Annotated in this window: 28 protein-coding genes; 12 read left to right on the top strand and 16 right to left on the bottom strand. The window is 62.5% G+C overall.

Features of this window, described 5'->3' with window-relative positions:
* Positions 1-61: 61 nt before the first annotated feature.
* From HBR94_RS00395 to nrdR, 8 genes are all read right to left on the bottom strand, one after another.
* Positions 62-790 (bottom strand): transporter substrate-binding domain-containing protein, encoded by a 729-nt coding sequence (locus HBR94_RS00395; protein WP_057438972.1) that lies wholly within the window; start codon positions 788-790, stop codon positions 62-64.
* Positions 791-856: 66 nt separating this feature from the next.
* A complete protein-coding gene (gene thiL / locus HBR94_RS00390; RefSeq protein ID WP_057438971.1) occupies positions 857-1,822 on the bottom strand; it encodes a thiamine-phosphate kinase in 966 nt (321 codons plus the stop codon).
* A gap of 18 nt (positions 1,823-1,840) precedes the next feature.
* Complete coding sequence (nusB, locus tag HBR94_RS00385; protein WP_170043988.1) at positions 1,841-2,341, bottom strand: transcription antitermination factor NusB; 501 nt, start codon at positions 2,339-2,341, stop codon at positions 1,841-1,843.
* Positions 2,338-2,814, bottom strand: coding sequence for a 6,7-dimethyl-8-ribityllumazine synthase (gene ribE, locus HBR94_RS00380; RefSeq protein WP_003176356.1), 477 nt, complete (start codon positions 2,812-2,814; stop codon positions 2,338-2,340). Before ribE ends, nusB begins: the two co-directional genes overlap by 4 nt.
* Before the next feature lie 90 nt (positions 2,815-2,904).
* Entirely contained in the window at positions 2,905-3,996 is a 1,092-nt protein-coding gene (gene ribBA, locus HBR94_RS00375; protein WP_057438968.1) for a bifunctional 3,4-dihydroxy-2-butanone-4-phosphate synthase/GTP cyclohydrolase II, read from the bottom strand.
* A 15-nt stretch (positions 3,997-4,011) separates the two neighbouring features.
* Positions 4,012-4,674: a riboflavin synthase gene (locus HBR94_RS00370; RefSeq protein ID WP_170043987.1), complete on the bottom strand. Its 663-nt coding sequence runs from the start codon at positions 4,672-4,674 to the stop codon at positions 4,012-4,014.
* 47 nt (positions 4,675-4,721) lie between these two features.
* Positions 4,722-5,858, bottom strand: coding sequence for a bifunctional diaminohydroxyphosphoribosylaminopyrimidine deaminase/5-amino-6-(5-phosphoribosylamino)uracil reductase RibD (gene ribD, locus HBR94_RS00365; protein WP_057960745.1), 1,137 nt, complete (start codon positions 5,856-5,858; stop codon positions 4,722-4,724).
* A complete protein-coding gene (gene nrdR, locus HBR94_RS00360; RefSeq protein ID WP_057439031.1) occupies positions 5,855-6,319 on the bottom strand; it encodes a transcriptional regulator NrdR in 465 nt (154 codons plus the stop codon). Before nrdR ends, ribD begins: the two co-directional genes overlap by 4 nt.
* 139 nt (positions 6,320-6,458) lie before the next feature.
* On the opposite strand from nrdR, the gene HBR94_RS00355 reads away from it, so the two are divergent.
* From HBR94_RS00355 to trxA, 3 genes are all read left to right on the top strand, one after another.
* Positions 6,459-6,914 (top strand): YbaY family lipoprotein, encoded by a 456-nt coding sequence (locus HBR94_RS00355; protein ID WP_057438965.1) that lies wholly within the window; start codon positions 6,459-6,461, stop codon positions 6,912-6,914.
* Positions 6,911-7,567 (top strand): 50S ribosomal protein L11 methyltransferase, encoded by a 657-nt coding sequence (locus tag HBR94_RS00350; RefSeq protein ID WP_170043986.1) that lies wholly within the window; start codon positions 6,911-6,913, stop codon positions 7,565-7,567. Before HBR94_RS00355 ends, HBR94_RS00350 begins: the two co-directional genes overlap by 4 nt.
* 111 nt (positions 7,568-7,678) lie before the next feature.
* Positions 7,679-8,551: a thioredoxin gene (gene trxA, locus HBR94_RS00345; RefSeq protein WP_057960749.1), complete on the top strand. Its 873-nt coding sequence runs from the start codon at positions 7,679-7,681 to the stop codon at positions 8,549-8,551.
* On the opposite strand, the gene HBR94_RS00340 is transcribed toward trxA, so the two are convergent.
* Positions 8,548-8,898, bottom strand: coding sequence for a hypothetical protein (locus tag HBR94_RS00340; RefSeq protein WP_170043985.1), 351 nt, complete (start codon positions 8,896-8,898; stop codon positions 8,548-8,550). The two genes, trxA and HBR94_RS00340, sit on opposite strands and share 4 nt — an antisense overlap.
* Before the next feature lie 135 nt (positions 8,899-9,033).
* Between HBR94_RS00340 and HBR94_RS00335 the strand changes: the two genes are divergently transcribed.
* The 5 genes from HBR94_RS00335 (at position 9,034) to HBR94_RS00315 (ending at position 13,113) form a co-directional block, all read left to right on the top strand.
* Positions 9,034-9,627, top strand: a complete 594-nt coding sequence (locus HBR94_RS00335; protein ID WP_057438964.1) for a DUF2796 domain-containing protein — start codon at positions 9,034-9,036, stop codon at positions 9,625-9,627.
* A gap of 135 nt (positions 9,628-9,762) precedes the next feature.
* On the top strand, positions 9,763-10,473 hold the full coding sequence (locus HBR94_RS00330) for an ABC transporter ATP-binding protein (protein WP_057438963.1): 711 nt from the start codon (positions 9,763-9,765) through the stop codon (positions 10,471-10,473).
* Position 10,474: 1 nt separating this feature from the next.
* The gene (locus HBR94_RS00325; protein WP_057960753.1) at positions 10,475-11,740 is read left to right on the top strand and encodes an ABC transporter permease; all 1,266 of its coding nucleotides are present in this window, start codon (positions 10,475-10,477) and stop codon (positions 11,738-11,740) included.
* A gap of 11 nt (positions 11,741-11,751) precedes the next feature.
* Positions 11,752-12,270: a DUF3299 domain-containing protein gene (locus tag HBR94_RS00320; RefSeq protein ID WP_057438962.1), complete on the top strand. Its 519-nt coding sequence runs from the start codon at positions 11,752-11,754 to the stop codon at positions 12,268-12,270.
* A 144-nt stretch (positions 12,271-12,414) separates the two neighbouring features.
* Positions 12,415-13,113: an OmpW family outer membrane protein gene (locus HBR94_RS00315; RefSeq protein WP_169959831.1), complete on the top strand. Its 699-nt coding sequence runs from the start codon at positions 12,415-12,417 to the stop codon at positions 13,111-13,113.
* Positions 13,114-13,280: 167 nt separating this feature from the next.
* Here the strand turns inward: HBR94_RS00315 and HBR94_RS00310 are convergent, their stop codons facing one another.
* Positions 13,281-14,165, bottom strand: coding sequence for a sugar nucleotide-binding protein (locus HBR94_RS00310; protein ID WP_081044312.1), 885 nt, complete (start codon positions 14,163-14,165; stop codon positions 13,281-13,283).
* 119 nt (positions 14,166-14,284) lie between these two features.
* Positions 14,285-16,360, bottom strand: coding sequence for a mechanosensitive ion channel domain-containing protein (locus HBR94_RS00305; protein WP_170043984.1), 2,076 nt, complete (start codon positions 16,358-16,360; stop codon positions 14,285-14,287).
* A 226-nt stretch (positions 16,361-16,586) separates the two neighbouring features.
* Here HBR94_RS00305 and HBR94_RS00300 point away from each other — a divergent pair, with 226 nt between their 5' ends.
* From HBR94_RS00300 to HBR94_RS00290, 3 genes are read left to right on the top strand one after another with little or no spacing between them, the layout of a single operon-like run.
* Positions 16,587-17,366, top strand: coding sequence for an endonuclease/exonuclease/phosphatase family protein (locus tag HBR94_RS00300; RefSeq protein ID WP_170043983.1), 780 nt, complete (start codon positions 16,587-16,589; stop codon positions 17,364-17,366).
* Positions 17,363-18,640 (top strand): cardiolipin synthase ClsB, encoded by a 1,278-nt coding sequence (gene clsB, locus HBR94_RS00295; protein WP_170043982.1) that lies wholly within the window; start codon positions 17,363-17,365, stop codon positions 18,638-18,640. The genes HBR94_RS00300 and clsB overlap by 4 nt, the downstream gene beginning before the upstream one ends.
* Positions 18,618-19,586 carry a lysylphosphatidylglycerol synthase domain-containing protein gene (locus tag HBR94_RS00290; protein WP_120734223.1) on the top strand — a complete coding sequence of 323 codons (969 nt, stop codon included), beginning with the start codon at positions 18,618-18,620 and terminating at the stop codon, positions 19,584-19,586. Before clsB ends, HBR94_RS00290 begins: the two co-directional genes overlap by 23 nt.
* Before the next feature lie 9 nt (positions 19,587-19,595).
* Here HBR94_RS00290 and HBR94_RS00285 read toward each other — a convergent pair whose 3' ends face one another.
* The 3 genes from HBR94_RS00285 to HBR94_RS00275 all read right to left on the bottom strand — a co-directional run bounded on the left by HBR94_RS00285 (position 19,596) and on the right by HBR94_RS00275 (position 22,926).
* Positions 19,596-20,348: an alpha/beta fold hydrolase gene (locus HBR94_RS00285; protein WP_057960758.1), complete on the bottom strand. Its 753-nt coding sequence runs from the start codon at positions 20,346-20,348 to the stop codon at positions 19,596-19,598.
* Positions 20,338-21,447: a DUF3182 family protein gene (locus HBR94_RS00280; RefSeq protein ID WP_170043981.1), complete on the bottom strand. Its 1,110-nt coding sequence runs from the start codon at positions 21,445-21,447 to the stop codon at positions 20,338-20,340. The genes HBR94_RS00285 and HBR94_RS00280 overlap by 11 nt, the downstream gene beginning before the upstream one ends.
* A 495-nt stretch (positions 21,448-21,942) precedes the next feature.
* Positions 21,943-22,926, bottom strand: a complete 984-nt coding sequence (locus HBR94_RS00275; RefSeq protein ID WP_057960760.1) for a GlxA family transcriptional regulator — start codon at positions 22,924-22,926, stop codon at positions 21,943-21,945.
* Positions 22,927-23,022: 96 nt separating this feature from the next.
* Here HBR94_RS00275 and HBR94_RS00270 point away from each other — a divergent pair, with 96 nt between their 5' ends.
* Positions 23,023-23,571, top strand: coding sequence for a cysteine hydrolase family protein (locus tag HBR94_RS00270; protein WP_170043980.1), 549 nt, complete (start codon positions 23,023-23,025; stop codon positions 23,569-23,571).
* Between the two features lie 10 nt (positions 23,572-23,581).
* Here HBR94_RS00270 and tam read toward each other — a convergent pair whose 3' ends face one another.
* Together tam and HBR94_RS00260 are read right to left on the bottom strand one after the other, a co-directional pair.
* The gene (gene tam / locus HBR94_RS00265; protein ID WP_170043979.1) at positions 23,582-24,343 is read right to left on the bottom strand and encodes a trans-aconitate 2-methyltransferase; all 762 of its coding nucleotides are present in this window, start codon (positions 24,341-24,343) and stop codon (positions 23,582-23,584) included.
* Between the two features lie 165 nt (positions 24,344-24,508).
* Positions 24,509-25,024 (bottom strand): single-stranded DNA-binding protein, encoded by a 516-nt coding sequence (locus HBR94_RS00260; RefSeq protein ID WP_017849542.1) that lies wholly within the window; start codon positions 25,022-25,024, stop codon positions 24,509-24,511.
* Between the last annotated feature and the right edge of the window lie 3 nt (positions 25,025-25,027).

Here is a 25,027-nt window from a genome sequence, read left to right as displayed (position 1 = left end):
CTGAATTATCGCTGATAAAGATCAATAGGTTCGATTGGCCTTTGCCTTGGTTCTATGGGCGTCAAAACGGATACGGTTGGTTCCAGCGCTGGAAAATCGGTTTCAACTCGCCGCTTTTCACCAACAACTCCATGCGCCGGTCAAATACCCCCCGCAATGACCGCCCTCGCTCACTGTCGGTAAACCCCAGGAACAACGGCAATTCGGCAATGTGCGTGAGTTTGAACGCCGATGGGTCGTCAGCCTGGCCGAGGATGTACTGCAGTTCGGCCAGGGCATCAATGTAGAAGTCGGCCCGCCCATGCTGGAGCATCGGCAAAATCCCGCTACGTCGTTCGATCTGGTTGAAACGATGAATATTGGGCAGGTATTCCTCGTACTTGTAGCCACGTACCCAGGTCAGGCGGTAAGAGCCCAGGGTCACCAGGGTCGGCGCCGGGCTGCCCGCCAGGCCCAGGGCGTAGATGTGGTCGGAGTCGTAGTGCCAGCGGGCGTACAGCACGCCCTCGGTCTCATCATGATAGGAGCCGACCCAGGCATCCACTTCGCCCCGCCGGGCCAGACCGACCGAACGGGTGTAGGGCACGCTGCGGATCTTGACCTTGACCCCGGCCGGCTCGAAGACTTCTCGCAACACATCCCAGGCCAGGCCGCTGCCATCGGCGTTGGTGTAGTCATTCCAGGTTTCACTGGCCAGACGGATCTGGCCGGGCACTTCGGGGGTGTCATCGGCCCACACGGGAGACGCGACCACACACAGCAGAATCAGCAACCAGCGTCGTAGCCCCATGATGACGCCCTCCATGGTAAAGCGATCGTTTCTACAACGCTGTAAAGGGTAGCGCAGCCCGGCGGGTCACGGCGTCTCGCGAAAATGTTGATAACCGCGCACGGCCGGGGTGATGTCATGGCCACCGGCATCCAGCAGTCGCACGCCGGCCCCCGCCTCTACGCGCCCGACAATATGCACCGGCCAACCGTCGGCCAGCAATGGCGCCAGCTCAGCGGGCGGCAAGGTGAACGCCAGGACGTAATCATCGCCACCGCTCAAGGCTGCGGAACGCGCTTGATCATCCCCCAGAAAGGCCAGCAACGCCGCCGACAGCGGCAAACGGTGCCGCTCGATCACCAGGCTTACGGCTGAAGCCTTGGCGATATGCCCACAATCTGCCAGCAGACCGTCGGAAATATCCAACGCAGACGTAGCCTTGCCACGCAACGCCATGCCCAGGGCCAGTTGCGGCTGCGGCGACCAGTAATGGCCCAGCAGCGGCTCGGCGATCTGCGCAGCAGCGCTACGCTGCCCCAACACCAACGGCAAGGCCCCGGCCGCATTGCCCAGCTCGCCGCCGACACACAGCAGGTCGCCGGGCTGCGCGCCACTGCGGGTCAACGCCAGCCCCGCCGGGACACGGCCGAACACGGTGACGGTCAGGCTCAGCGGCCCACGGGTGGTATCACCGCCCACCAGGCCCACACCACAGCGCTGGGCCATGGCATTCAAACCCTGGGCATAGCGCTGCAACCAATCGGCCGCGACCGTCGGTGTAGTGAGTGCAAGGGTAAATGCGAGGGGATGGGCGCCCATGGCCGCCAAGTCGCTGACTGCCACCGCCAGCGAACGCTGGCCGAGCAAAAACGGGTCGCAGGGGTCGGCAAAGTGCACGCCGGCCACCAGGGTATCGGTTGAAATCGCCAGCTGTTCCCCGGGGGGAACTGCCAGCAAGGCGCAGTCGTCGCCGATCCCCAGGGCAATGCCCTCGCCGCCTTGCGCACAGGGCGCGGCGGCGAAGTAGGTGCGGATCAGCTCGAACTCGCCCATCAGGGAGTCAAGCGCAGGTTAGCGCTTGTACGCCTTCACTTCGGCTTCACGCAGGCGCGGGGCCAGCTTGTCGAGCACGCCGTTGACGAACTTGTGACCGTCGGTCGAACCGTAGACTTTCGCCAGCTCAATACCTTCGTTGATCACTACGCGGTACGGCACGTCAACGCGCTTGAGCAGCTCCCAGGTGGACAGGCGCATCACGCACAGTTCAACCGGGTCCAGCTCTTCGAGGGCCAGGTCCAGGCAAGGTGCCAGGGCCGTGTCGATCTCGGTCAGGTTGGCATGCACGCCGTGCAGGATGTCGTGGAAGTACGGCAGGTCGGCGAAGGTAAAATCGTTGTCGACGCGAAACTGTGCTTCGATTTCGTTCAACGAAGTACCCGCCATCTGACGCTGATACAGCGCCTGGGTCGCCAACTGACGGGCAGCACGGCGCTTTTCGTTCTTCGATGGCTTGCCGGCGTCTGCAGGACGGGGGTCGCGCGGGTTGAAACGATCGCTCTCGTCGGAAATCACTTGGCCTCCAACTGCGACAGCAGGCTGACCATTTCCAGGGCAGACAGGGCAGCTTCAGCGCCTTTGTTACCGGCCTTGGTGCCGGAGCGCTCGATGGCTTGCTCGATAGAATCAACAGTCAGTACGCCGAAGGCCACTGGCACGCCGAACTCCATGGACACCTGGGCCAGGCCCTTGGTGCACTCGCCAGCCACGTATTCGAAGTGCGGGGTGCCGCCACGAATGACCGCGCCCAGGGCGATGATTGCTGCGTATTCGCCTTGTTGGGCAACTTTCTGCGCAACCAGTGGAATTTCGAAGGCGCCAGGGGCACGGATAATCGTGATATCGCTTTCGCTCACACCGTGGCGAACCAGGGCGTCCACGGCACCGCTTACCAGGCTTTCAACCACGAAGCTGTTGAAGCGGCCAACCACCAGGGCGTAGCGGCCTTTGGGGGCGATGAAGGTACCTTCGATGGTCTTCAGGGTCATTCGACAAATCTCTTAAAGAGCCGGGACGCGTATATGACGCGCCCCTTAGTGATATTTGAACCGCGAACAAGGAGCGATAATCGCCGGCCTTTATTCGGAGGGCACGTATTCTACTACTTCCAGGTCGAAACCGGATATCGCATTAAATTTCATGGGCGCGCTCATCAGGCGCATTTTACGCACGCCCAGGTCACGCAGGATCTGCGAGCCGGCGCCGACGATGCTGTAGGTGGTCGGTTTTTTCACCGGCACCTGGTCAGCGCTTTCGCGGATATGCGCCAGCAGCACATCACCATCCACCGGATTGCCCAGCAACAGCACGACACCGCTGCCCGCCGCGGAAACCGCAGCCATGGCGGCTCGCAGGCTCCACCGGCCCGGCTGCTTGACCATCAACAGGTCGCGCAACGGGTCCATGTTGTGCACCCGCACCAGGGTCGGCTCTTCGGCGCAGATGTTGCCCAGGGTCAGGGCCATATGCACGTCGCCTTCCACCGAATCACGGTAGGTCACCAGGTTGAAATGCCCCAGTTCGCTGTCCAGCGGCTGCTCGGCAATCCGCTGAACGGTACGTTCGTGGATCATCCGGTAGTGAATCAGGTCGGCGATGGTGCCGATCTTGATGTTGTGTTCGGCGGCAAAGGCTTCCAGTTCAGCGCGACGGGCCATGGTGCCGTCGTCGTTCATCACTTCGCAGATCACCCCGCTCGGCTCGAACCCGGCCATGCGCGCCAGATCGCAGGCGGCTTCGGTGTGGCCGGCACGGGCCAGGGTGCCACCCGGCTGGGCCATCAGCGGGAAGATATGGCCAGGACTGACAATGTCTTCGGCCTTGGCATCTTTCGCGGCAGCAGCCTGCACGGTGCGGGCGCGGTCAGCGGCAGAGATGCCGGTGGTCACGCCGGTGGTCGCTTCAATCGAGACGGTGAACTTGGTGCCAAACCCCGAGCCATTGCGCGGCGACATCAGCGGCAGCTTGAGCAGTTCGCAGCGCTCGCGGCTCATGGGCATGCAGATCAGGCCACGGGCGTGCTTGGCCATGAAGTTGATGTGCTCAGGTTGGCACAACTCGGCGGCCATGATCAGGTCGCCTTCGTTCTCGCGGTCTTCGTCATCCATCAGGATGACCATCTTGCCTTGGCGGATATCGTCAACCAGTTCTTCGATGCTATTGAGCGCCACGCGGCACCCCCTTGGTCAGGATTTCAGGTAGCCGTTAGCGGCCAGAAAACTTTCGGTGATGTTACCGGCTGCAGGCTCTGCGGCCTTTTCGCCCAGCAGCAGGCGCTCCAGGTAACGGGCAAGCAAGTCCACTTCCAGGTTCACCCGGCGACCCGGCTGGTACGAGGCCATGATGGTTTCGCTAAGGGTGTGGGGAATGATGGTCAGTTCGAATTCGGCGCCATTTACGGCGTTCACGGTCAGGCTGGTGCCATCGACGGTGATCGAGCCTTTGTGGGCGATGTACTTGGCCAGTTCTTTCGGCGCACGGATGCGGAATTCCACGGCCCGCGCGTTTTCGCTGCGTGCCACCACTTCGCCGACGCCGTCGACATGGCCACTGACCAGGTGGCCGCCCAGACGGGTGGTCGGGGTCAGGGCTTTCTCCAGGTTGACCGGGCTGCCGGCCTTGAGGTCATTCATCGCGGTGCAGTCCAGGGTTTCCCGGCTGACATCGGCAGCAAAGCCATTGCCCGGCAGTTCGACGACCGTCAGGCATACGCCGCTGACGGCGATGCTGTCGCCCAGCTTGACGTCGCCGAGGTCCAGCTTGCCGGTTTCAACCAGCAGGCGCACGTCGCCACCTTTGAGGGTCATGGCGCGGATGCTGCCGATGGATTCGATAATGCCGGTGAACATGGCCTTCTCCTGGAAAACAGTGCGGGCGCCGGGGCGACCGGTCGCAATTATACGCTCGCTGGGGGGAGCGGAATGGCAGTGACTCGCCAGTCGTCGCCTACAGCGCGCATTTCAATGATCTTGAGTTGGGGGGCGTCGGCCAGTTTCTCAAGCGGCCAGTCCAGCAAGGGGCGGGCAGCGGAACCGAGGAATTTACCGGCGACGAAAATCACGTACTCGTCCACCAGGCCTTGCTGGGCAAACGCGCCGGCCAGGCTTGGCCCGGCTTCCACCAGCACCTCGTTGACGCCACGGGCCGCCAGTGCCACCAGCGCCGAGCGCAGGTCGACCTGGCCGTCGACACCCGGCACCACCAGGCATTCGGGGCCACGGGGAAACTGGTTTTCCGCAGTCACACAGGTGATGACCAGGGCCGGCCCGGCCTTGAAGAACGGCGCGTTGAGCGGCACCCGCAGGCGGCCGTCGATCAGCACGCGCAACGGTGGGCGCGACATGGCCAGGGCGGTGGTTTGCGGATCCAGGCCCAGTTCGGCGGCACGCACGGTCAGGCGCGCGCCATCGGCCAGCACAGTATCGGCGCCGGTCAGCACCACACTGGCCTCGGCCCGCAGGCGCTGCACGGCGGCGCGGGCGGCGGGGCCGGTGATCCACTGGCTCTCGCCACTGGCCATCGCGGTGCGCCCGTCCAGGCTCATCGCCAGCTTGACCCGCACAAACGGCAGGCCATGCTCCATGCGCTTGAGGAAGCCGGGGTTCAGGGCGCGTGCCTGGCTTTCCAGTACGCCGCTGAGCACCTCGATGCCGGCCTGGGCCAGACGCTGCATGCCACGCCCAGCCACTTCCGGATTCGGATCCTGCATACCCGCGACCACCCGTGCCACGCCGGCGGTCACCAGCGCATCGGCGCAGGGCGGCGTATGGCCATAATGGCTGCACGGCTCGAGCGTCACATATACCGTGGCACCACGGGCTTTATCGCCTGCGGCGCGCAAGGCGTTGGGCTCGGCATGGGGTTCGCCGGTGCGTTCATGCCAGCCTTCACCGACAATCTGCCCGTCGCGCACAATCACGCAGCCGACCCGAGGGTTGGGATGGGTGGTGTACAGGCCCTTGCGCGCCAGTTCGAGGGCACGGGCCATGTAATGGGCGTCGAGCACGGCCTGTTCTGCAGAAGGAGGGTTCATTCTTTGACCGGCTCACGGGCCAGGCGGTCGATCTCTTCACGGAACTCATTGAGATCCTGGAAGCGTCGATACACCGAGGCGAAACGAATGTAGGCAACTTCGTCGAGCTTTTGCAGCTCGCCCATTACCAGTTCTCCAACCACCAGGCTCTTGACCTCACGCTCACCGGTCGCCCGCAGCTTGTGCTTGATATGCGCCAGCGCCGCTTCCAGCCGCTCGACACTGACCGGGCGTTTTTCCAGGGCGCGCTGCATACCGGCGCGCAGTTTATCTTCGTCGAAGGGCTGGCGGCTGCCGTCGGACTTGATCAGACGGGGCAGTACCAGTTCGGCGGTTTCAAAGGTGGTGAAACGCTCACCGCAGGCCAGGCATTCGCGCCGGCGACGCACTTGGTCGCCCTCGGCGACCAGACGCGAGTCGATGACCTTGGTGTCGTTGGCACCGCAGAAGGGACAGTGCATGGTGGCAGGCAACAAAAAAAGGGAGGGCCATGGTAGCGCATCCCCGTGGCAAGACAAGCCATAGCCTTTACGGTATATAGGCTGACTATTATGTTTCTTATGTTCAGTTCACGGATTTTTGCCCTTTTTGGAGCCGTACATGCCGTTACGACCGCTGGTTTTACTCACAATGTTCAGTTTTCTGGTCGCCTGCAGCAGCGAAGCGCCAAAACCAGCCGCCCCGCAACCCACGCCGCAGCAAGAGAAAAAAATCCCCGGCCAGGAACCGCTGGGGCCATTGCCGGCCTACCAGCGTGAAGTGAGCGGCACCCTCACGGGTGTGCCCGCCGGCGCTGAAGTGGAGCTGGCACTGCTGGTGATCGACGAGCGCAGCCGCCCGCAACAACTGCTCGCCAGCAGCGTGCTGATCGGCAACAACAAACCATTGGCCTTCCGCCTGCGCTTCAACCCGCAAGCGTTTCCCGCCGGCGCCCGCGTTGAACTGCGTGGCCGCGCCAGCCAGTCCGGGCAGTTGATCCTGCACCTGCCGGCGGTGCGTATCGAGCAAGCTATCACCCAGACCACCGGGCCCCTGCAACTCGTGCGCGCCCCATGACGCCACCGCTGCACCTGCAACGGGCCTTGAGCGAACTGATCGGCGACGCGCAACTGCTGCCCTGCCCGTTGCCCGGCACCGACCTGTCGTTGTGGCTGCTGGACGCCGACAACATGGACCGCGCCTTCAGCCGCGAGGAAACCCGGCGCATCCTGCATGAGCCGCCCTACTGGAGCTTCTGCTGGGCCAGCGGCCTGGCATTGGCCCGCTACCTGGCCGCCAACCCCGAGTGGGTGGCGGGCAAGCGCGTCCTGGATTTTGGCGCCGGCTCCGGCGTGGCGGGAATTGCCGCAGTGAAAGCCGGCGCCCTGGAAGTGGTGGCCTGTGACCTGGACCCACTGGCGCTCGGCGCCTGCCGTGCGAATGCTGAACTCAATGGCGTGACCTTGGGCTATTCGGCGGACTTCTTTGCCGAAGCCGATCGTTTCGACCTGATCCTGGTGGCCGACGTGCTGTACGACCGGGCGAACCTGCCGCTGCTGGATCAATTCCTCACCCGTGGGCGCGAAGCGCTGGTCGCCGACTCGCGGGTACGGGATTTCCAGCATGCGGATTATCAGCGGCTAGGCATCCTCGAGGCGCTGACCCTGCCGGACCTGGCGGAGCCTTGGGAGTTTCGCAGGGTGAGTCTGTACCATTCGCGCAGGCCTTAAGGCCATCGCCGGCAAACCGGCTCCTACAAAGCCTGGTTGACCCGCCCACGCTTTCAGCCAACCCCGCCAAGCCTTATAGTTGCCCCATTCCCGCTTTCTTCGAGATTCCCAATGAGTGAGCCCACGCCGTACATTTTCGATGTCACCACCGCCACCTTCGACCAGGCTGTCATCGAAAATTCGTTCCACAAACCCGTGCTGGTGGATTTCTGGGCCGAGTGGTGTGCGCCGTGCAAGGCGTTGATGCCGCTGCTGGCGCAGATTGCCGAGAGTTATCAGGGCGAGTTGCTGCTGGCCAAGGTCGATTGCGAAGCCGAGCAGGATGTTGTCGCGCGCTTTGGCATTCGCAGCCTGCCGACCGTGGTGCTGTTCAAGGACGGCCAGCCGGTGGATGGGTTTGCCGGGGCGAAGCCGGAGTCTGAGATTCGCGCGCTGCTGGAGCCCCATGTGCAGATGCCGCCACCGGCTGAGGCGGACCCGCTGGAACAGGCCCAGGCGCTGTTTGCCGAAGGCCGCATCAGTGAGGCCGAGGCGGTGCTGGTGGCCTTGCTCGGTGAAGACAACACCAACGCCGCCGCGCTGATCCTCTACGCCCGCTGCCTGGCCGAACGCGGTGAACTGGGCGAGGCGCAGGCCGTGCTGGATGCGGTCAAGAGCGATGCTCACAAGGCCGCCCTCGCCGGCGCCAAGGCGCAGATCACGTTCCTGCGCCAGGCTGCCGACCTGCCGGATACCGCTGACCTCAAGGCCCGCCTGGCGCAAAACCCGCAGGACGATGAAGCGGCGTATCAACTGGCCGTGCAGCAATTGGCTCGCCAGCAATACGACGCGGCGCTGGAAGGCTTGCTCAAGTTGTTTATCCGCAACCGCAGCTACAACGAAGGCCTGCCGCACAAGACGCTGCTGCAAGTGTTCGAGTTGCTGGGCAACGACCACCCGCTGGTCACGGTGTATCGCCGCAAGTTGTTCGCCGCGCTGTACTAATCAGCGATCCAACTGTACTGCGGCGTATCCCCGCCGCTGGACACCTTCACCTTGGCGCTATGGCGCAGGCGCACCAACAGGCGCTTGCCCGCCGGGGCGCTGCCGGCCAGCCCTTCGAGGCGATCCGACAATTCCAACCCGCTGAGTTGCCCGGCCTCACGCAGCAGGTCCTGGGCGGCCTGCCACAGGCTCTCGTCCTGGTTGACCGGCGCCGGGGCAGCCGGTACTTCGCCCGTCACCGGCGTGGCCGTCTGCAGGTGCACGCCCAGCCGCGCCCAATCGCTGTCGTCCAGCTCCAGAGTCAAATCCACAGGCAGCTCGCCGATGGTTCCACGAATTCGCATCATTGCTCGTCCTCCAGCACTTTTCTGACGAGCATGCTCCCATGTGCCTTGCGCAACGCCAAGCAGGCGGTCAAACTCTCGACTCTTTTGTTATAAGATCACATAACAAAATCTTCATTCACGCCCTGGAGTCTCGCTATGCGCCGCCTGTTGCTCGCTTTGCCGTTTGCCCTGTTGCCACTGGCCGCCCAGGCCGCTGACGAACATAACCACGATCATGACCATGAACATGGCAGCCTGGACGCCCACGAGCACGGTGTTGGCCGCCTGAACGCGGTGCTGGACGGCAAGGCGCTGGAACTGGAGCTGGAAAGCCCGGCGATGAATCTGGTGGGCTTCGAGCACCTGGCCACCACCGACGCCGACAAAGCCAAGCTCGCCGCCGCCCGCAAGCAGTTGGAACAACCGCTGGTGCTGTTCAGCCTGCCCAAGGCCGCCGGTTGCGTGGTCAGTAGCCAGGAGCTGGAAAGCCCGCTGTTTGGCGACAAGCCAGACGATGATCATGACCACGCCACTGATGGCAAAGGCGCGGCCGCCCATGACCATGATCACAGCGAAATCCACGCCCACTACCAGTTCACCTGCGCCAGCCCCGCAGCGCTGAAAAACCTCGATCTGGCGAACATCTTCAAGACCTTCCCCGCCACCCAGAAAATTCAGGTACAACTGATCGGCCCGAGCGGCCAGCAGGGTGTTGAAGCGACGCCTCAGGCCGCGACCCTGAAATTCTGACTCCACACGGTTGATGTAGGAGCGGGCTTGCCTGCGATGCAGACGACGCGGTGGATCAGTGACACCGCGTCGATACCATCGCAGGCAAGCCCGCCTCCACAGTTGACCGCGCTCTGCAGGTGATACTGAGTTCCCATGACCCAAGCACTGATCGAACTGTCCGACCTGGGCTTTAACTGGCCCGGTCACCCCCAGTTGCTGGACATCCCGGCATTTCGCCTGGAGCCAGGGGAAACCCTGTTTCTGAAAGGCCCCAGCGGCAGTGGCAAAACCACCTTGCTCGGCCTGCTGGGTGGAGTGCAGATCCCCAATCGCGGCAGCATTCGCCTGCTGGGCCAGGAATTGACCAAACTGTCGGCCGGCGCCCGCGATCGGTTTCGGGTCGACCACACCGGCTATATCTTCCAGCAGTTCAACCTGCTGCCGTTTCTCTCAGTCCGCGAGAACGTCGAACTGCCCTGCCATTTCTCCAAGCTACGCGCACAGCGGGCGATCCAGCGCCACGGCAGTGTCGACCAGGCCGCCGCTACCTTGCTCGCACACCTGGGCCTCAAGGACCCTGATTTGCTTGGGCGACGCGCCGATGCGCTGTCGATCGGCCAGCAACAACGGGTGGCCGCCGCCCGGGCATTGATCGGCCAGCCGGAACTGGTGATCGCCGACGAACCGACCTCGGCCCTGGACCACGACGCCCGGGAAGCCTTCCTTCAATTGTTGTTCGCCGAATGCCGCGAAGCGGGCGCCAGCCTGTTGTTCGTCAGCCATGACCAGAGCCTGGCTTCGCTGTTTGACCGCAACCTGTCGTTGGCCGAGCTTAATCGCGCCGCCACGCCGCTCGAGGTTTGAGATGTATTTGTTCCGTCTAGCCATGGCCAGCCTGGCAAACCGCCGCTTTACCGCGATCCTGACGGCATTCGCCATCGCCCTGTCGGTGTGCCTGCTGTTGGCGGTAGAGCGTGTGCGTACCGAGGCCCGCGCCAGCTTTGCCAGCACCATCAGCGGCACCGACCTGATCGTCGGCGCCCGCTCCGGCTCGGTCAACCTGCTGCTGTATTCGGTGTTTCGCATTGGCAACGCGACTAACAACATCCGCTGGGACAGCTTCGAGCACTTTGCCGCCAGCCCGCAGGTGAAATGGGCGATCCCCATGTCCCTGGGCGACTCCCATCGCGGTTACCGGGTGATGGGCACCACCCAAGCCTACTTCGAACACTACCAGTACGGCCGCAAACAGAACCTGCAACTGGCCAGTGGCCGCGCGTTTGATACCGACCCGTTTGAAGTGGTGCTCGGCGCCGAAGTGGCCGACGCCCTGCATTACAAGCTCGGCGACAAGCTGGTACTGGCCCACGGCGTGGCGGTGGTCAGCCTGGTCAAGCACGATGACAAACCCTTCACCGTGGTCGGTATCCTACAACGCACTGGCACCCCGGTGGACCGCACGCTGCACATTAGCCTGGGCGGCATGGAAGCGATCCATATCGACTGGCACAACGGCGTGCCCGCCCAGGGCAAAGGCCGGATCAGTGCCGACCAGGCGCGCAATATGGACCTCACGCCGCAAGCCATTACCGCGTTTATGCTGGGTTTGAATAACAAGATCTCGACCTTTGCCCTGCAACGGCAGATCAACGAATTTCGCGGCGAGCCGATGCTGGCGATCCTCCCCGGCGTGGCCTTGCAAGAGTTATGGAGCATGATGGGCACCGCAGAAAAGGCGCTGTTCGTGATCTCGCTGTTTGTGGTGCTGACCGGATTGATAGGCATGCTCACCGCGATCCTCACCAGCCTCAATGAGCGCCGCCGGGAAATGGCGATCCTGCGCTCGGTGGGCGCACGACCGTGGCACATTGCGAGCCTGCTGATTTTCGAGGCCTTCGCCCTGGCGCTGGCCGGAGTGGTCGCGGGGGTTGGCCTGCTGTATGTGTGCATCGCCGCGTCCCGTGGCTATTTGCAGGCCAATTACGGCCTGGATCTGCCGCTCGCGCTGCCCAGCCCGTATGAATGGACGCTGCTCGCCGGTATTCTGGTCGCCGCCCTGCTGATGGGCAGCGTGCCGGCCTGGCGCGCCTATCGCCAATCGTTGGCCGATGGTCTGTCGATCCGTTTATAAGGAAGGCTTTGATGCGCCGTGCCCTGCTTGCGCTGTTACTGATGGTGGCCCTGCCCGCCTGGGCCGAGGCGCCCCGAGACTTGTCATGGCAAGAAATGATTCCGCCGGATGCCCCGGTGGAAGTGCCGAACATGACACCGCTGCACAACCTGTCGAACATGGCCGACGCCCTGGCGGCGGAAGCTGCGCCAGCGGCCAAACAGGATTTGCCCAACGCGCCGGTGGTAGCCACCCTCAACGGCCAGCATATCCGCCTGCCGGGCTACATCGTGCCGCTGGAGGTCAGCGAGGAAGGCCGCACCACTGAGTTTCTGCTGGTGCCGTACTTCGGCGCCTGCATCCACGTGCCGCCCCCGCCGTCGAACCAGATCGTGCATGTGCGCAGTGAGATTGGTGTGAAGCTGGAGGAGTTGTACCAGCCGTACTGGATCGAAGGCCAGATGCAGGTCAAGCCGTCTACCAGCGAACTGGCGGATGCTGGCTATCAGATGGACGCCGAGAAGATCTACATCTACGAGTTGCCGAACTAAACCCCGCCCTCAATAGCACCGCTATTGCAATGTGGGCGCGGTGTATTTGGCTGATCGCCGTTTCATTGAGCTGAGTCAAAGGCCCGGCCGCAACGATCTTTACCATTGGACACAGCCAACTAAAAACGTCCTTTGGAGCCACTCATGCACAAGTCACTGCTCAGCGCTTCCCTCTTCGCGCTTGCACTCGCCGCCCCTATCGCCCACGCCCACGAGGCTGGCGACATCCTCGTTCGCGCCGGTGCTATCACCGTTAACCCAAAGGCCGACAGCGGCAGCGTCAAGGTTGACCAGGGCCCATTGGCCGGCACCAACCTGGGTGGCAAGGCGACCATGAGCAGCGACACGCAGTTGGGTCTGAACTTCGCCTACATGCTGACCAACCACGTCGGTATCGAGCTACTGGCCGCCACCCCGTTCGAGCATGATGTGAAGATCAAGAACACCGGCCTCGACGCTGCCAACGGCAAGCTCGGTACCCTCAAGCACCTGCCACCAACCCTGAGCGTGGTGTACTACCCGCTGGACAGCAAGTCGGCGTTCCAGCCTTACGTCGGTGCCGGCATCAACTACACCTGGATCTATGACGAACACGTTGGCAGCAGCGCCCAGGGCCAAGGTTTCAACAACTTCAAGGCCGAGAACTCCTGGGGTTGGGCCGCGCAGGTCGGCATGGACTACATGATCAACGACAAGTGGATGATCAACGGTCAGGTGCGCTATATCGACATCAGCACCAAGGCCACCGTAGAGAACAGTGCTCTGCCAGCGGGTACCCGCGCCAAGGTCAATGTGGACGTGGATCCGATGGTCTACATGGTCGGTATCGGCTACAAGTTCTAAACCCGACGTAACAAACGCCACACAACAATGTGGGAGCGGGCTTGTGTGGGAGCTGGCTTGCCTGCGACAGCATCACCTCAGTGTCTTTGATAGACCGAGGTGTCTGCATCGCAGGCAAGCCAGCTCCTACATAAGCCGGGCTCCCACATTTTTTTGTGTTCAGTCAGCTAGTGATGCCGGTAGAAGCGATCGAGCAACGCCGGCAGTCCCGCACGCCACGCCCGTGGTTTGATGCCGAATGTATGCAGGATCTTCTTGCAGGCCAGAACCGCATGTTGCGGTTCGTCGGCGGCATCCGGCCGCGCGGCATGGGCTTGGGCCGTCGGCGCTTCGACCGCCAGCGCATGGAAGTTACGCGCTTCGCTGAGGATCGCCTGGCCGAGGGCCACAGGCGTGGTCGCCTCTTGCCCCGCATAGTGGTAGGTGCCCCACAACGGTGCCGCACAATCGAGTTGCTTGAGCACCGAGATGATCACCCGTGCCGCATCGTCCACCGGTGTCGGGTTGCCCCGTCGATCGTCGGCCAGCAACAATTCCTCGGTTTTCTCGGCACGCGCCAGAAAACGTCCCAGCGTGCCGTCGACGCTGTCATCGAGCAACCAGCCAAAACGCAGCAGCACATGCTGCGGGCAGGTAGCGCGCACACTCTGCTCAATGCGCCATAGCGCCTGGCCACGCAGGCCCAGGGGTACCGGCTCGTCTTTTTCGCTGTAGGCGGTGGCGCGCGAGCCATCAAACACCCGGTAGCTGGACGGTTGCAGCAGCGTGATGCTGTGGTGCTGGCACAATTCCGCCAGGCGCTCGACGGCGGATTCCTGCCCAGCCAGGCGAACCTCGTTCACGCTCTCGGCCTGGAACCAGTCGAAATAGTAGGCGAGGTTGATCAAGGCATCGGGACGGGTGTCGTCGAGCAACTGGGTAAGGCTGGCGGCATCCCAGCCGTCTTGGGGCGGGCGCGGGGCGAGGAAACCGATATCTTCCTCCGCACCGAGGCGAATCAGCGCTTGCCCGAGAGCATTCCCGCCGCCCAGTAACATAAGGCGCATTCGCATAGATTGAGCAGGCCCGGTCTGTTTGGAACGATGGCTAGTATCGACAGGCGGTGATGCCATGCCGTAGGTGTTTGCCAGAATCGTTGCATTTTGCGGGTTTGTAGCGCAACCGTCACTTACTAAGTGGCTTTGGGTAGCGCGCCCTCCTCCTCAATCTGCGCCACACGCTGCGGCAAAAGCACCGGCTGTGGATAAGTTTGCGCGAAGTGTACTGCGGGGCAGTTATCCACAAGCTTTTTCAGACGCTGGTTGAAAGCGCGACTGACCGCGTACTGCCCACCGGACACCGTACGGAACTGCGCCGTCAGGACCACGCCATTGAGGTCCATCTTATCGACCCCAAACACTTCCAGCGGGCCTTGCAGGTTGTACTTGAGGAACACATCGTCGCGAATCGACTGCCCGGCTTCGCGGATCAGTTCCACGGCCTCGTCCACGTCGGTGTCATAGGTGAACTGCACCGAGAAGAACGCATAGGCAAATTGCCGCGACTGGTTGGTGACCGCCTTGATCTGGCCAAACGGCACCGAATGCACAAAGCCCTTGCCGTCGCGCAGGCGCAGGGTGCGGATGGTCAGGCCCTCCACCGTACCGGCGTGGCCGGAGTCGAGCACTACCCAGTCGCCGATGGACAAGGTGTCTTCGATGATGATGAACAACCCGGTGATCACATCCTGCACCAATTGCTGGGAGCCAAAACCGATGGCCAGCCCGACCACTCCGGCACCGGCCAGCAGGGGCGCGACGTTGATCCCCAGGTTGGCCATGGTGGTGATGGCGCAAATCACCACCAGGATGATCTTCACCGCATTGCGCAACAGCGGCAGGATGGTCTTGACCCGCGTGCTCGGTTGGCGGCTGGAGCGTTTGCTGGCTGGTGGCTTCAGTGCTTCCTGGATAGCGGTGTCGAGCACCACCCAGAACAACCAGGTCATCAACAGGATCAGGCCGATGCTGCTCAGGGAGTCGCTGATCGCCCGGCCCACGGCGTTGCGTTGAGCAAACTCGAACAGCGACACGCCCCAGATGCGCCCGAGGATCTCGATAAACGCGATGGCCATCACCATGCGCAACAGTGCGTGCAGCAAGCTGAGGAAGCGTTCCTTGTAGGCACTGCTGCGCTGGATCGTCGTCGCGCTGCGGGACTTGAACAAATGCTGCAACACGGTGCTGAGAAACACTGTGCCAATCAGCAAAACAGTGGTGAACAGTGCGCAACGCAGGGCTTTCTGGCTGTCTTCACCAGCGCCGATCAGATTGATCGCCGAGACCAGCACCATCAGCAGGATCGGCCAGAACCACAACCCGGAAAAAATCCGCAGCGACTCCTGCAACGCCGGTTGCTTCAAACGCTGGGCCAACGGCCGATTGCGGATCAGGTGCGCCACGGGCCTGCGTAGGCGCACCACCATCAGGCCAAAAATCACCGACGCCACCAAGCCGGTAAACACCGCGATGCTGCTGGTGATATTGCCGCCCAACTGGCGGGCGATCTGCGGGCTGGTCAGGGCATCGCTGAGGGCGGCCAGGAAGCCGATCAGAAACAGTGGCGCGGGGCAGTACTGACGAATTATGCGTACCGCTGGGCGCTTGTGTCCGACGTTGAACATGACGATTACGCACAGCAAAACGGAAGTGGAGAAAATACCGCTACTGGTGGCGTAGGCAAAACACAGCGCCAGCGCGCGGCCCACGGAAGCTTGCAGGAAATGACTAAAGTACAGAGTCAGCGGCAGACAGATCAGCGCCGGAACCGTGTAGGGAATCACATAGCCCAATAACGCCTGGAGGCGCTGACGCGGCTGGATAAAGCGCTGTCGACTCAAGCGGGCGACCAACCAGCGTCCTGCCAGGGTCAGAAGGGCGAAGGCGCCGATCCACACGCCGGACAACATCAGGAAGTCCCTGGCCACGCTCCACGGCGAGCGTTCCGACGTCTGGTCGACCAGACGCCCTACCTCAGCGGCGGCCCGATCGGCCCGCAGGCGCCAGGCAGCCACCAGGTTCTGGTTGAGGTCGAGCTTTTCCTGGACGTCATCAATGCTGGAACTGATCGCCCCCAACAGGCCGCCCTCGACCAGCAGTTCCGGCTTGGCCGGTGCTTGCGGCTCGGGGGCGGGATCGGCGGCCAATAGCGCGCCATTGCCACCCATCAGCAGCGCGCCGAGTAGCAGTGCAGTCTTAAAATTCAGCAAAACTCCGGGCTCCTTTCAGAAGGGTCTGTAAGGAACTGACGGATATATGCCGGGCAAGTTCGGTTTGGCTTGTAACCAATCCTGCGCAGTGGGCCATGAAAATCCTGCGCAGCGCCGTTCACGCCATGGATGTGCCGTTTGTAGGACCGTCGAAACTTTCCTTCGAACACCACAGTCAGCCATTAACGAACGGAGGCCACTGCCTCGCCAACCCACGGGAGCCACCATGGCTGTGATTCCAGAATGGGTGCCTGTCACGCCCAGCGCTGCCATCACCCGCTTCAAGGTGCTGACGGTCAATACTCATAAGGGCTTCACTGCCCTCAATCGACGCTTCATCCTGCCGGAATTGCGCGAGGCGGTGCGCGGCGTGGCTGCCGATGTGGTGTTCCTGCAGGAGGTGCATGGCACCCATGAGCACCACCCGCGGCGCTACAGCAACTGGCCAAGCATGCCGCAGTACGAGTTTCTCGCCGACAGTATCTGGCCGCAGTTCGCCTACGGGCGCAACGCGGTGTACCCCCATGGCGACCACGGCAATGCATTGCTGTCGAAATTCCAGATCATTCGCTATGACAACCTTGACATCTCCCAGAGCGGTCACGAAAGCCGCGGGCTGTTGCATTGTGTGTTGCGCCTGCCCGGCACCGGCCGGGAGGTGCATGCCATTTGCGTACACCTGGGACTGCGCGAGGTTCACCGCCAACAGCAGCTGAAACTGCTGGCGCAGCGGATCGCCGAGATCCCCAGCGAAGCACCGTTGATCGTCGCCGGCGACTTCAATGACTGGCGCCAGCAGGCCGACCTGAGCCACAGCGGCCTGCAAGAAGTGTTCGTGCAAGCCCACGGCAAACCGGCCCGTACGTTTCCGGCGCGCCTGCCACTGCTGGCACTGGACCGCATTTATGTGCGCAACCTCAAGGTCCATCAGCCGCAAGTGCTGACAACTCGCCCCTGGTCGCACCTGTCGGATCACGCGCCGCTGTCGGTGGAGATTGAGTTATGAACGGCGCCGTGGAACACATCGCCACCGATCAGCCACCAGATGACACCAGGGCTAGGGATCTGGACTACGCCTGGCAGCCCGGCAACCAGGTGGAGTTGCTGGAAAACGGTGAGGCGTACTTCCCCAAGGTGTTCGAGGCCCTGCGCCAGGCCCGCCAGGAAATCCTCCTGGAGACCTTTATTCTGTTCGAGGACAAGGTCGGTCATGAACTGCACGGGATTCTGATCGCGGCCGCGCAGCGTGGGGTGAAGGTGGTGGTCAGCCTTGATGGTTTTGGCTGTGGCGAACTGAGCCCGGGGTTTCTCGGCGAACTGGCCCAGGCCGGGGTCACGGTGCAGATGTTTGACCCGGCGCCCAAGACCCTGGGGTTTCGCACCAACTGGTTTCGCCGCTTGCACCGCAAGATCGTGGTGGTAGATGCCACGGTGGGGTTTATCGGCGGGATCAATTTTTCCGCCGACCACCTGGCGGACTTCGGGCCCGAGGCCAAGCAGGATTATGCGGTGCAGGTGATCGGGCCGGCCGTGGCCGACTTGCATCACTTTGCCCTGGCACAAAGCGGGCGCCCGGTGCGTACGCGGCGTGGCTGGCGACGTCAGCAACGGCCTGCCTGGGCTACAGAGGAAGGTGATGGCCTGGTACGCCTGATCTACCGCGACAACCTGCAACACCGCTCCGATATCGAAGAAGCCTACCTGCACGCCCTGCGCAACGCCCGCCAGCGCGTGGTGATCGCCAATGCCTATTTCTTTCCCGGCTATCGTCTGCTGCGCGAACTGCGCAATGCCGCGCGGCGTGGGGTGCAGGTGCAACTGATCATGCAGGGCCAGCCCGATGTACTGCTGGCCAAGCTGGCGGCTCGCATGCTCTACGACTACCTGCTCAAGGAAGGCGTGGTGATCCACGAATATTGCCAGCGCCCGTTGCACGGCAAGGTGGCCCTGGTGGACGAAGCCTGGAGCACCGTGGGCTCGAGCAACCTCGACCCGTTGAGCCTGTCGTTGAACCTGGAAGCCAACGTGCTGATTCATGATCGGGGGTTCAATCAACAGTTGTTCGAGCGCCTGGAAGACTTGAGCCGCAACCACTGCAAAACCATGCCGGAAAACCGTACCCCACGCGGCTGGTTATGGCGGGTGACCGTGGGGTTTGTGGTGTTCCATGTGCTGCGGCATTTCCCGGCCTGGACCGGCTGGTTGCCTGCCCATAAACCGCGCTTGAAACCCTTTGTCCATGACCGGAGCCAGGACCATGAGCCAAGCCCACACGGCTGATGCCAGCCCCCGCGGTTTCAAGCGCTGGAAGAAACCGCTGACCATCGCGTTCTTTCTGCTGCTGATCGTGCTCTTCACCCTGCTCGCCCGGCGTATCGACTGGAGCGAGGTGTTCGACACCCTCGGCGACTTCAAGCTGCGCACCTTGTGGATCGCCGCCGGGCTGACCTTGTGCAGTTTCCTGGTGTATGCGTGCTTTGACCTGATCGGCCGCACCTACATCCGCCAGCCCTTGCGCTGGAAGCAGATCCTGCCGGTGGGCATCATCAGCTATGCGTTCAACCTCAACCTCAGCGCCTGGGTCGGCGGGATTGCCATGCGCTATCGGCTGTATTCGCGGCTGGGGGTGAGCAACGGCAACATCGCAAAAATCCTCGGCTTGAGCCTGGCCACCAATTGGTTTGGCTATATGGCCCTAGCCGGCGTGGTGTTCAGCAGCGGCCTGGTGACGATGCCGCCGGGCTGGAAGCTCAGTAGTGGCGCGCTGCAAGGGGTTGGCGTGTTGCTGATCGTTGCGAGCCTCGGCTATCTGGCTGCGTGTCAGCTCTCGAAGAAGCGCGCCTGGTCGATTCGCGGGATCGAGATCAACCTGCCGTCGCTGCGCATGGCGTGTCTGCAACTGGCGCTCGGCGCGTTGAACTGGTCGCTGATGGCGGCCGTGATTTTCACCTTGCTGCCGGCGAAGCTGGACTACCCGCTGGTGCTGGGGGTGTTGCTGATCAGCGCGATCGCCGGCGTGCTGACGCATATTCCGGCCGGCCTTGGCGTGCTGGAAGCGGTGTTTATCGCGCTGCTGCAACATGAAGCGTCACGGGGCAGCCTGCTCGCCGGATTGATTGCCTACCGGGCGATCTATTTTATTTTGCCGCTGCTGGTAGCGCTGCTGATGTACCTCACGGTGGAGGCGAAGGCCAAGGCCTTGCGGGTGAAGAAAACACCCGCGTGAAACCCGTCATCAGGATTGGATGATGCTCAAGCGCTCGCCCACCACCATCTCGGTGATCCAGTCCACCAGGATCGAGGTGTAGGCCTGCTGGGACACCGGGTCGCTCAAGGAGTGATCGCCACCGTCGATGATCCGGTGGGTCAGCGAATGGGTCTGCTGGCATGCAGCCCGGTAGCTCATGATGGTGGCGTGGGGCACGTGGTCATCGGTTTCCGATTCGACAATCAACACATCACCGGTAAACGCCGCACACGCATGCAATGCGCGATTGCTCTGGGCGTGTACCAGGGTGCTGCGGTAATCCATCAAGTCGACTTTATCCAGGTCGCGCTTGGGCGTGTGCCATTCCTGGTCGCGGTACAGCGCCGGTACCCGCAGCGCCAGCCAGCGCACCGGGCGCAATGACGTGAGGATCGCCGCCAGGTAGCCGCCATAACTGGTGCCCACCACCGCTACCGCCGAGGTGTCGATGGCCGGGTGCGCCAGCAATCGATCATAGGCCGCCAGCAAGTCCCGCAGGTTGTCTTCGCGGGTGACCCGCGACAAGGGGATGCCGTTGCCCGCGTGCCCGCGCAGATCAAAGGTCAGGCACACGCAGCCCAGGCCGGCGATACCTTTGGCCCGTTCCAGGTCCCGTTCCTGGCTACCGCCCCAGCCATGCACAAACAACACACCTGGCACTTTTGATTTGGGGCTGAGGAAGGTCCCGCTCATCTGTTCGTCGTCGATATCAATGGTGATGGTTTCGCTTCTAGCCGTCATAAGGTTGGACCGTTACGTACTTGAGAAGAAAGTCGCCTTGCTCTGCCGGGCCGCGATAGATCTCGATCGCATGGGCGGGCAGTGGCTGGTCGATATAGGTTTCGACGGACGACACACGAATCGCGCGCAGGCCGGGATCATTGATAAAACTCTGCAGCGCCGCGACTTCGGCGCTACTGGCACCGCCCATGCGCCAGGACTGCTCCAGCACCCCGCTGCAGCGCGTGCCTTGGCTGTCCAGGCCCTGGGCGATATCGTAATTGCGCCGCGAGGCATAAAACCCAGGATAGGCTTCATCGGCGGCGTTATCGAACACTTGTGCCTGCTCGATGGCCAGGCGCACGTCATCGTCCAGCGCCAGGGCCAGCAACGCGTCGTAATACCCCGGTACCACCAGCAGGTTGGAGCCGCCATAGACCGCTTCGCCCCGCCCGTCTTGGGTCAGGTATTGCTCGCCGCAGTAACTGAATACACGACCGCCAATAAAGCTCTGGCCGACACTGTGGGTGACGACCTCCTGTAGATCCTGCTCCAGTACTACGCCTTGAGCGAACAGCTCTGGCATGTCCGGGCGGGCGAGGATCAGCTCCAATTGCTTGAGGCTTTCGATCACCTCCTGACCACGACCGGCACAGGCATGCACCGGCTTCAGGCGAATCGGCCCACTGTCCAGCAACTGTGTGGCGGCGATGCGGGCATCCTCCATGGCAAACACGCTCAAGCCATCGAGAACTACCCCGCGTACCCGCTCGGCAAACAGCGGCGACCAGCCCTCGGGGGCCACTGCATCAGGGGCGTGCAGGCCATGGGTGATGGCTTTGGTGCAGATAAAATCGTGGTCCACATAACCACCCCACAAGTCCTCCGGCCCCTTCACGCCCAGGCTCAGTGCCTGGGCCGCGCCTATCAGGGTCTGGGTTGGCAGCAGGTAAAGATCGGCGGGGGCATGCAGGTCGGCGCTGTAGCTGGCGCCGTAGTCGAGCCCGAGGATCTGCGCCAGCCAACGGGCCAGGGCGCGGTTGGTTTCCACTTCGTGCAACGGTGCATCGGGCCGGACCGAGTGCGCCACCACGGCTTTTTTGCGGTTGGTCGGGGTCATGCGTCCCCCTTGGGCAAGGCTTGCAGGTGTGTAGTGCAAGGGTTGCAGGGATCAGGCCAAGGCGCAGTCGGGGCAAAGGGTTGGCGGATCAAGTGGTTAGGGGGCAAGCAGTAGCATTTGGCCTGCATCATTCTGCACGACGGGCCGAGGAGGGTCCGGCGTTCTGCACGATCCAGGGCGCGGGGCGATTAAAAATATGGGCTTGTCCGCGATAGCGGTCTATCAGTGAGTACCGCTCTGACTGGTCCACCGCTATCGCGGGCTAGCCCTAATGCCAGTCAGTTAAACGCAGATCCCCTGTGGGAGCGGGCTTGCTCGCGAAAGCAGTGGGTCAGTCAACATCAATGTTGGCTGGGCCGACGTCTTCGCGGCGATGCGGCGATCCGACAAGCCCGCTCCCACATTTGATCCTCACTGCTTTGAGCATTGCATTCGCTTAACTGATCGGCATTAGGGCAAGCCCACTCACACATAGGGGGTTGGCGTGTTCGGGATTCAGGTCGGGGCCCTGACGCCGAATCGGTTGCGGTAATCACTGGGCGCAAGGCCGGTGATTTTTTTGAAGATCCCGCGAAAGGCGCTGGGGTCCTGATAGCCCACAGTCCAGGCAATCTGATCAATGGTGGTAGTGGTGAACTCCAGCATCTGTCGCGCCTTGCCCACCCGCAGGTGCTGACAGTACTCGGTGGGTTTCAGGCCGGTGGCAGTGCGAAACCGGCGCAGGAAAGTGCGCTCTTCCAGGCCGGCGGCCTGAGCCATCGCCGCGAGGGAGACATCCACCGCGCCACTGGCCTGTAACGCGTGCTGGACCTTGAGAATGGCCGCGTCGCCATGGCCGAGGATCGGCGCAAAATTGCTGCCGCACTGGCTGGCGCTGTCACTGTGCTCAATCACCAGAAAGCGCGCGGTGTCGGCGGCGATGCTCGGGCCCATGAGGCGGTCGACCAGGCGCAAGCCCAGCTCGGACCAGGCCATCAGCCCGGCAGTGGTAATCAGGTCGCCATCGTCGACGATAGGCTTATCGGCCTCCAGGCGCACCGCAGGAAAACGACTGGCGAAGGCGCTGGCCGAAGACCAGTGGGCAGTGGCGCTACGCCCATCGAGCAAGCCGCTGCGCGCCAGCATGATCGAACCGATGCACACGCCTCCCAGCACGGTGCCGGCCGCATGTTGCTGGCGCAGCCAGTGCAACAACGCGGGCGGCGCCTGTTCTTCGCAAAACTCGCCAATCGACGGCGGCACCAGCACAGCCATCAACGGTTGATCGGGACCCGGCTGGCTGTCAAATGCCCGAACAGGCGTACCCTCGGCATTGACCTGCCAGTGGCTGACACGCAGCAAGGGTAGCTGCTGGCTCTGATGCTCGGCGGCGATACGATTGGCGACGCCGAACAGGTCGGTCAAACCGTGTACTGCCGCCATCTGCGCGCCACGGTAGATCAGCACGCCGAGCTCGACGATCGCGCGTTCCACAGCCATTGTCAGTTTTCCCCCTGTTATTGTCGGTAGAGCCAATCCCCGCGCCATGCGCCAGCTACGATACTGGGCGCATCAACCCCTCACGAGAAAACACACATGGCCAAGCAAGCACTTATCCTAATTGATATCCAGAACGACTACTTCCCCCAAGGCAAGTGGCCATTAGCCGGTGTGGAAGCGGCGGCCGACAAGGCGCAACAGGTGCTCCACGCATTTCGTCAGGCCGGCGATGCAGTGATCCATGTGCGCCATGAGTTCACCTCGGCAGATGCGCCCTTCTTCACCCCAGGCTCTGAAGGCGCCCATATACATGCCAAGGTGCAGAACGAAAACGACGAGCCGGTGGTGCTCAAGCACTTCGTAAACGCTTTTCGCCAAACCAACCTGCGCGAGTTGCTCGAACAACACAGCATCACCGACCTGGTGGTCGTCGGCAGCATGAGCCACATGTGCATCGACGCCGTGGTTCGCGCAGCGGCGGACTATGGCTACAACGTGACGGTGATCCACGACGCCTGTGCTACCCGCGATCAGGAATTCAATGGCAAGACCGTTCCGGCGGCGCAGGTGCATGATGCCTACATGGCGTCACTGGCATTTGCCTACGCCAGCGTGGTGTCGGCGGACGAGTTCCTGAGGGCCTGAAGGCTGACTGTCAGCGTGTCGCGAGGACGAACAGCCGTGGAAATGGCAGCAACACCGTGCCATCGGCCAGGGCCGGGTAAGCCTCGCGGATACGCGCCAGATAGACGTCGAGAAAAGCACCTTGCTCGGCCTCATCCAGCGGCGCCAGAAATGGCCGCAAACCCGTGCCCTTGAACCATTCCACCACCGCCTCATGGCCGCTCAGCGGATGGTAATAGGTGGTGTGCCATACATCGACGGTGCTGCAATGCTTGTTCAGCATCTCGTAGTAATCACGTGCCCCGTGGCGCTCGTTGTGCTTGACCGCACCGATCTTGTCCGCCCACGGCCCTTGCGCTGCCACTTCACGGGCCAGGCGGTGGGCGGGCTCGTTGAGGTTGTCCGGGGTTTGCACCGCCAGCGTCCCGCCCGGCGTCAAGTGCGCCACCAGGTGCGGATAGAGGGTGGCGTGGTCCGGTACCCACTGCAGCGAGGCGTTGGCGAGGATCACATCAAACTGTCGCGCAGGCTTCCAGGCGCCGATATCGGCCAATTCAAAGTTGAGTGCCGGCAGCCGCTCACGGGCGCTGACCAGCATGTCCTGCGAGCTGTCCAAGCCAGTAATCGTCGCCTGGGGGAAACGCTGGGCCAATACCTCGGTGGAGTTGCCGGGGCCACACCCCAGGTCGACTGCAGTTCGTACGTCGCCTGCGGGAATGGCGGCAACCAGATCCCGGACGGGACGGGTGCGCTGTTGTTCAAACATCGAATACTGCTGGGCAGACCAGGTCATCGGGGCTTCCTTCTTGGGTAAGGGAGTGCGCTACAGCCTAAATCTTGTGACGCCTAGGGACAAATGCCAGAGCCGGGGAGTTTCCCTACCTAAAAACAAGAAACCCCCGAGGCAAATGCCAGCGGGGGTTCCTGGTGTTACGGGATAGTCCGGGCCAAGGTGGCCTTAGAACGGAATATCGTCATCAAAACTGTCGAAGTCAGCGGCTGGCTGTGGTGCCGCCTGCTGTGGCGCTGGACGCGACTCACGCTGTGGCTGCTGGCTTGGCTGCGGACGGGACTGCTGTGGACGCGGTGCCGAGTTGGACATGCCGCCCTGGCCCTGTTGGTCGCCCTGTGGACGGCCGCCCAGCAGTTGCATGGTGCCTTGCATGTCGACCACGATTTCTGTGGTGTAACGCTTGATGCCGTCTTTTTCCCACTCGCGGGTCTGCAGTTTGCCTTCGATGTAGACCTGCGAACCCTTGCGCAGGTATTCACCGGCGATCTCTGCAACCTTGCCGAACATCGACACACGGTGCCATTCGGTTTTCTCGACCTTCTGGCCGGTCTGCTTGTCGGTCCACTGTTCGCTGGTCGCCAGACTCAGGTTGGTCACGGCGTTACCGTTAGGCAAGTAGCGAACTTCGGGATCCTGGCCGCATGTACCGACCAATATGACTTTGTTAACCCCACGGGCCATAAC

The sequence above is a fragment of the Pseudomonas sp. WS 5412 genome (genome assembly GCF_012985615.1).
GTDB classification, from domain to species: Bacteria; Pseudomonadota; Gammaproteobacteria; order Pseudomonadales; family Pseudomonadaceae; genus Aquipseudomonas; species Aquipseudomonas shahriarae.
The sequence above is the reverse complement of the archived record's forward strand: the minus strand, read 5'-3'. Positions and strand labels throughout refer to the sequence as shown.

Coding starts and splice junctions, on each gene's coding strand:
- HBR94_RS00370 (WP_170043987.1), bottom strand. CDS start 4,674: ATGTTCACCGGCATTATCGAATCCATCGGCAGCATCCGCGCCATGACC.
- clsB (WP_170043982.1), top strand. CDS start 17,363: ATGAACGGCGCCGTGGAACACATCGCCACCGATCAGCCACCAGATGAC.
- ribE (WP_003176356.1), bottom strand. CDS start 2,814: ATGACCCTGAAGACCATCGAAGGTACCTTCATCGCCCCCAAAGGCCGC.
- ribD (WP_057960745.1), bottom strand. CDS start 5,858: ATGAACCCTCCTTCTGCAGAACAGGCCGTGCTCGACGCCCATTACATG.
- HBR94_RS00335 (WP_057438964.1), top strand. CDS start 9,034: ATGCGCCGCCTGTTGCTCGCTTTGCCGTTTGCCCTGTTGCCACTGGCC.
- HBR94_RS00275 (WP_057960760.1), bottom strand. CDS start 22,926: ATGGCTGTGGAACGCGCGATCGTCGAGCTCGGCGTGCTGATCTACCGT.
- HBR94_RS00315 (WP_169959831.1), top strand. CDS start 12,415: ATGCACAAGTCACTGCTCAGCGCTTCCCTCTTCGCGCTTGCACTCGCC.
- HBR94_RS00310 (WP_081044312.1), bottom strand. CDS start 14,165: ATGCGAATGCGCCTTATGTTACTGGGCGGCGGGAATGCTCTCGGGCAA.
- HBR94_RS00355 (WP_057438965.1), top strand. CDS start 6,459: ATGCCGTTACGACCGCTGGTTTTACTCACAATGTTCAGTTTTCTGGTC.
- trxA (WP_057960749.1), top strand. CDS start 7,679: ATGAGTGAGCCCACGCCGTACATTTTCGATGTCACCACCGCCACCTTC.
- tam (WP_170043979.1), bottom strand. CDS start 24,343: ATGACCTGGTCTGCCCAGCAGTATTCGATGTTTGAACAACAGCGCACC.
- HBR94_RS00300 (WP_170043983.1), top strand. CDS start 16,587: ATGGCTGTGATTCCAGAATGGGTGCCTGTCACGCCCAGCGCTGCCATC.
- nrdR (WP_057439031.1), bottom strand. CDS start 6,319: ATGCACTGTCCCTTCTGCGGTGCCAACGACACCAAGGTCATCGACTCG.
- HBR94_RS00395 (WP_057438972.1), bottom strand. CDS start 790: ATGGGGCTACGACGCTGGTTGCTGATTCTGCTGTGTGTGGTCGCGTCT.
- HBR94_RS00290 (WP_120734223.1), top strand. CDS start 18,618: ATGAGCCAAGCCCACACGGCTGATGCCAGCCCCCGCGGTTTCAAGCGC.
- HBR94_RS00260 (WP_017849542.1), bottom strand. CDS start 25,024: ATGGCCCGTGGGGTTAACAAAGTCATATTGGTCGGTACATGCGGCCAG.
- HBR94_RS00350 (WP_170043986.1), top strand. CDS start 6,911: ATGACGCCACCGCTGCACCTGCAACGGGCCTTGAGCGAACTGATCGGC.
- thiL (WP_057438971.1), bottom strand. CDS start 1,822: ATGGGCGAGTTCGAGCTGATCCGCACCTACTTCGCCGCCGCGCCCTGT.
- HBR94_RS00320 (WP_057438962.1), top strand. CDS start 11,752: ATGCGCCGTGCCCTGCTTGCGCTGTTACTGATGGTGGCCCTGCCCGCC.
- HBR94_RS00285 (WP_057960758.1), bottom strand. CDS start 20,348: ATGACGGCTAGAAGCGAAACCATCACCATTGATATCGACGACGAACAG.
- HBR94_RS00270 (WP_170043980.1), top strand. CDS start 23,023: ATGGCCAAGCAAGCACTTATCCTAATTGATATCCAGAACGACTACTTC.
- HBR94_RS00330 (WP_057438963.1), top strand. CDS start 9,763: ATGACCCAAGCACTGATCGAACTGTCCGACCTGGGCTTTAACTGGCCC.
- HBR94_RS00325 (WP_057960753.1), top strand. CDS start 10,475: ATGTATTTGTTCCGTCTAGCCATGGCCAGCCTGGCAAACCGCCGCTTT.
- HBR94_RS00340 (WP_170043985.1), bottom strand. CDS start 8,898: ATGATGCGAATTCGTGGAACCATCGGCGAGCTGCCTGTGGATTTGACT.
- HBR94_RS00280 (WP_170043981.1), bottom strand. CDS start 21,447: ATGACCCCGACCAACCGCAAAAAAGCCGTGGTGGCGCACTCGGTCCGG.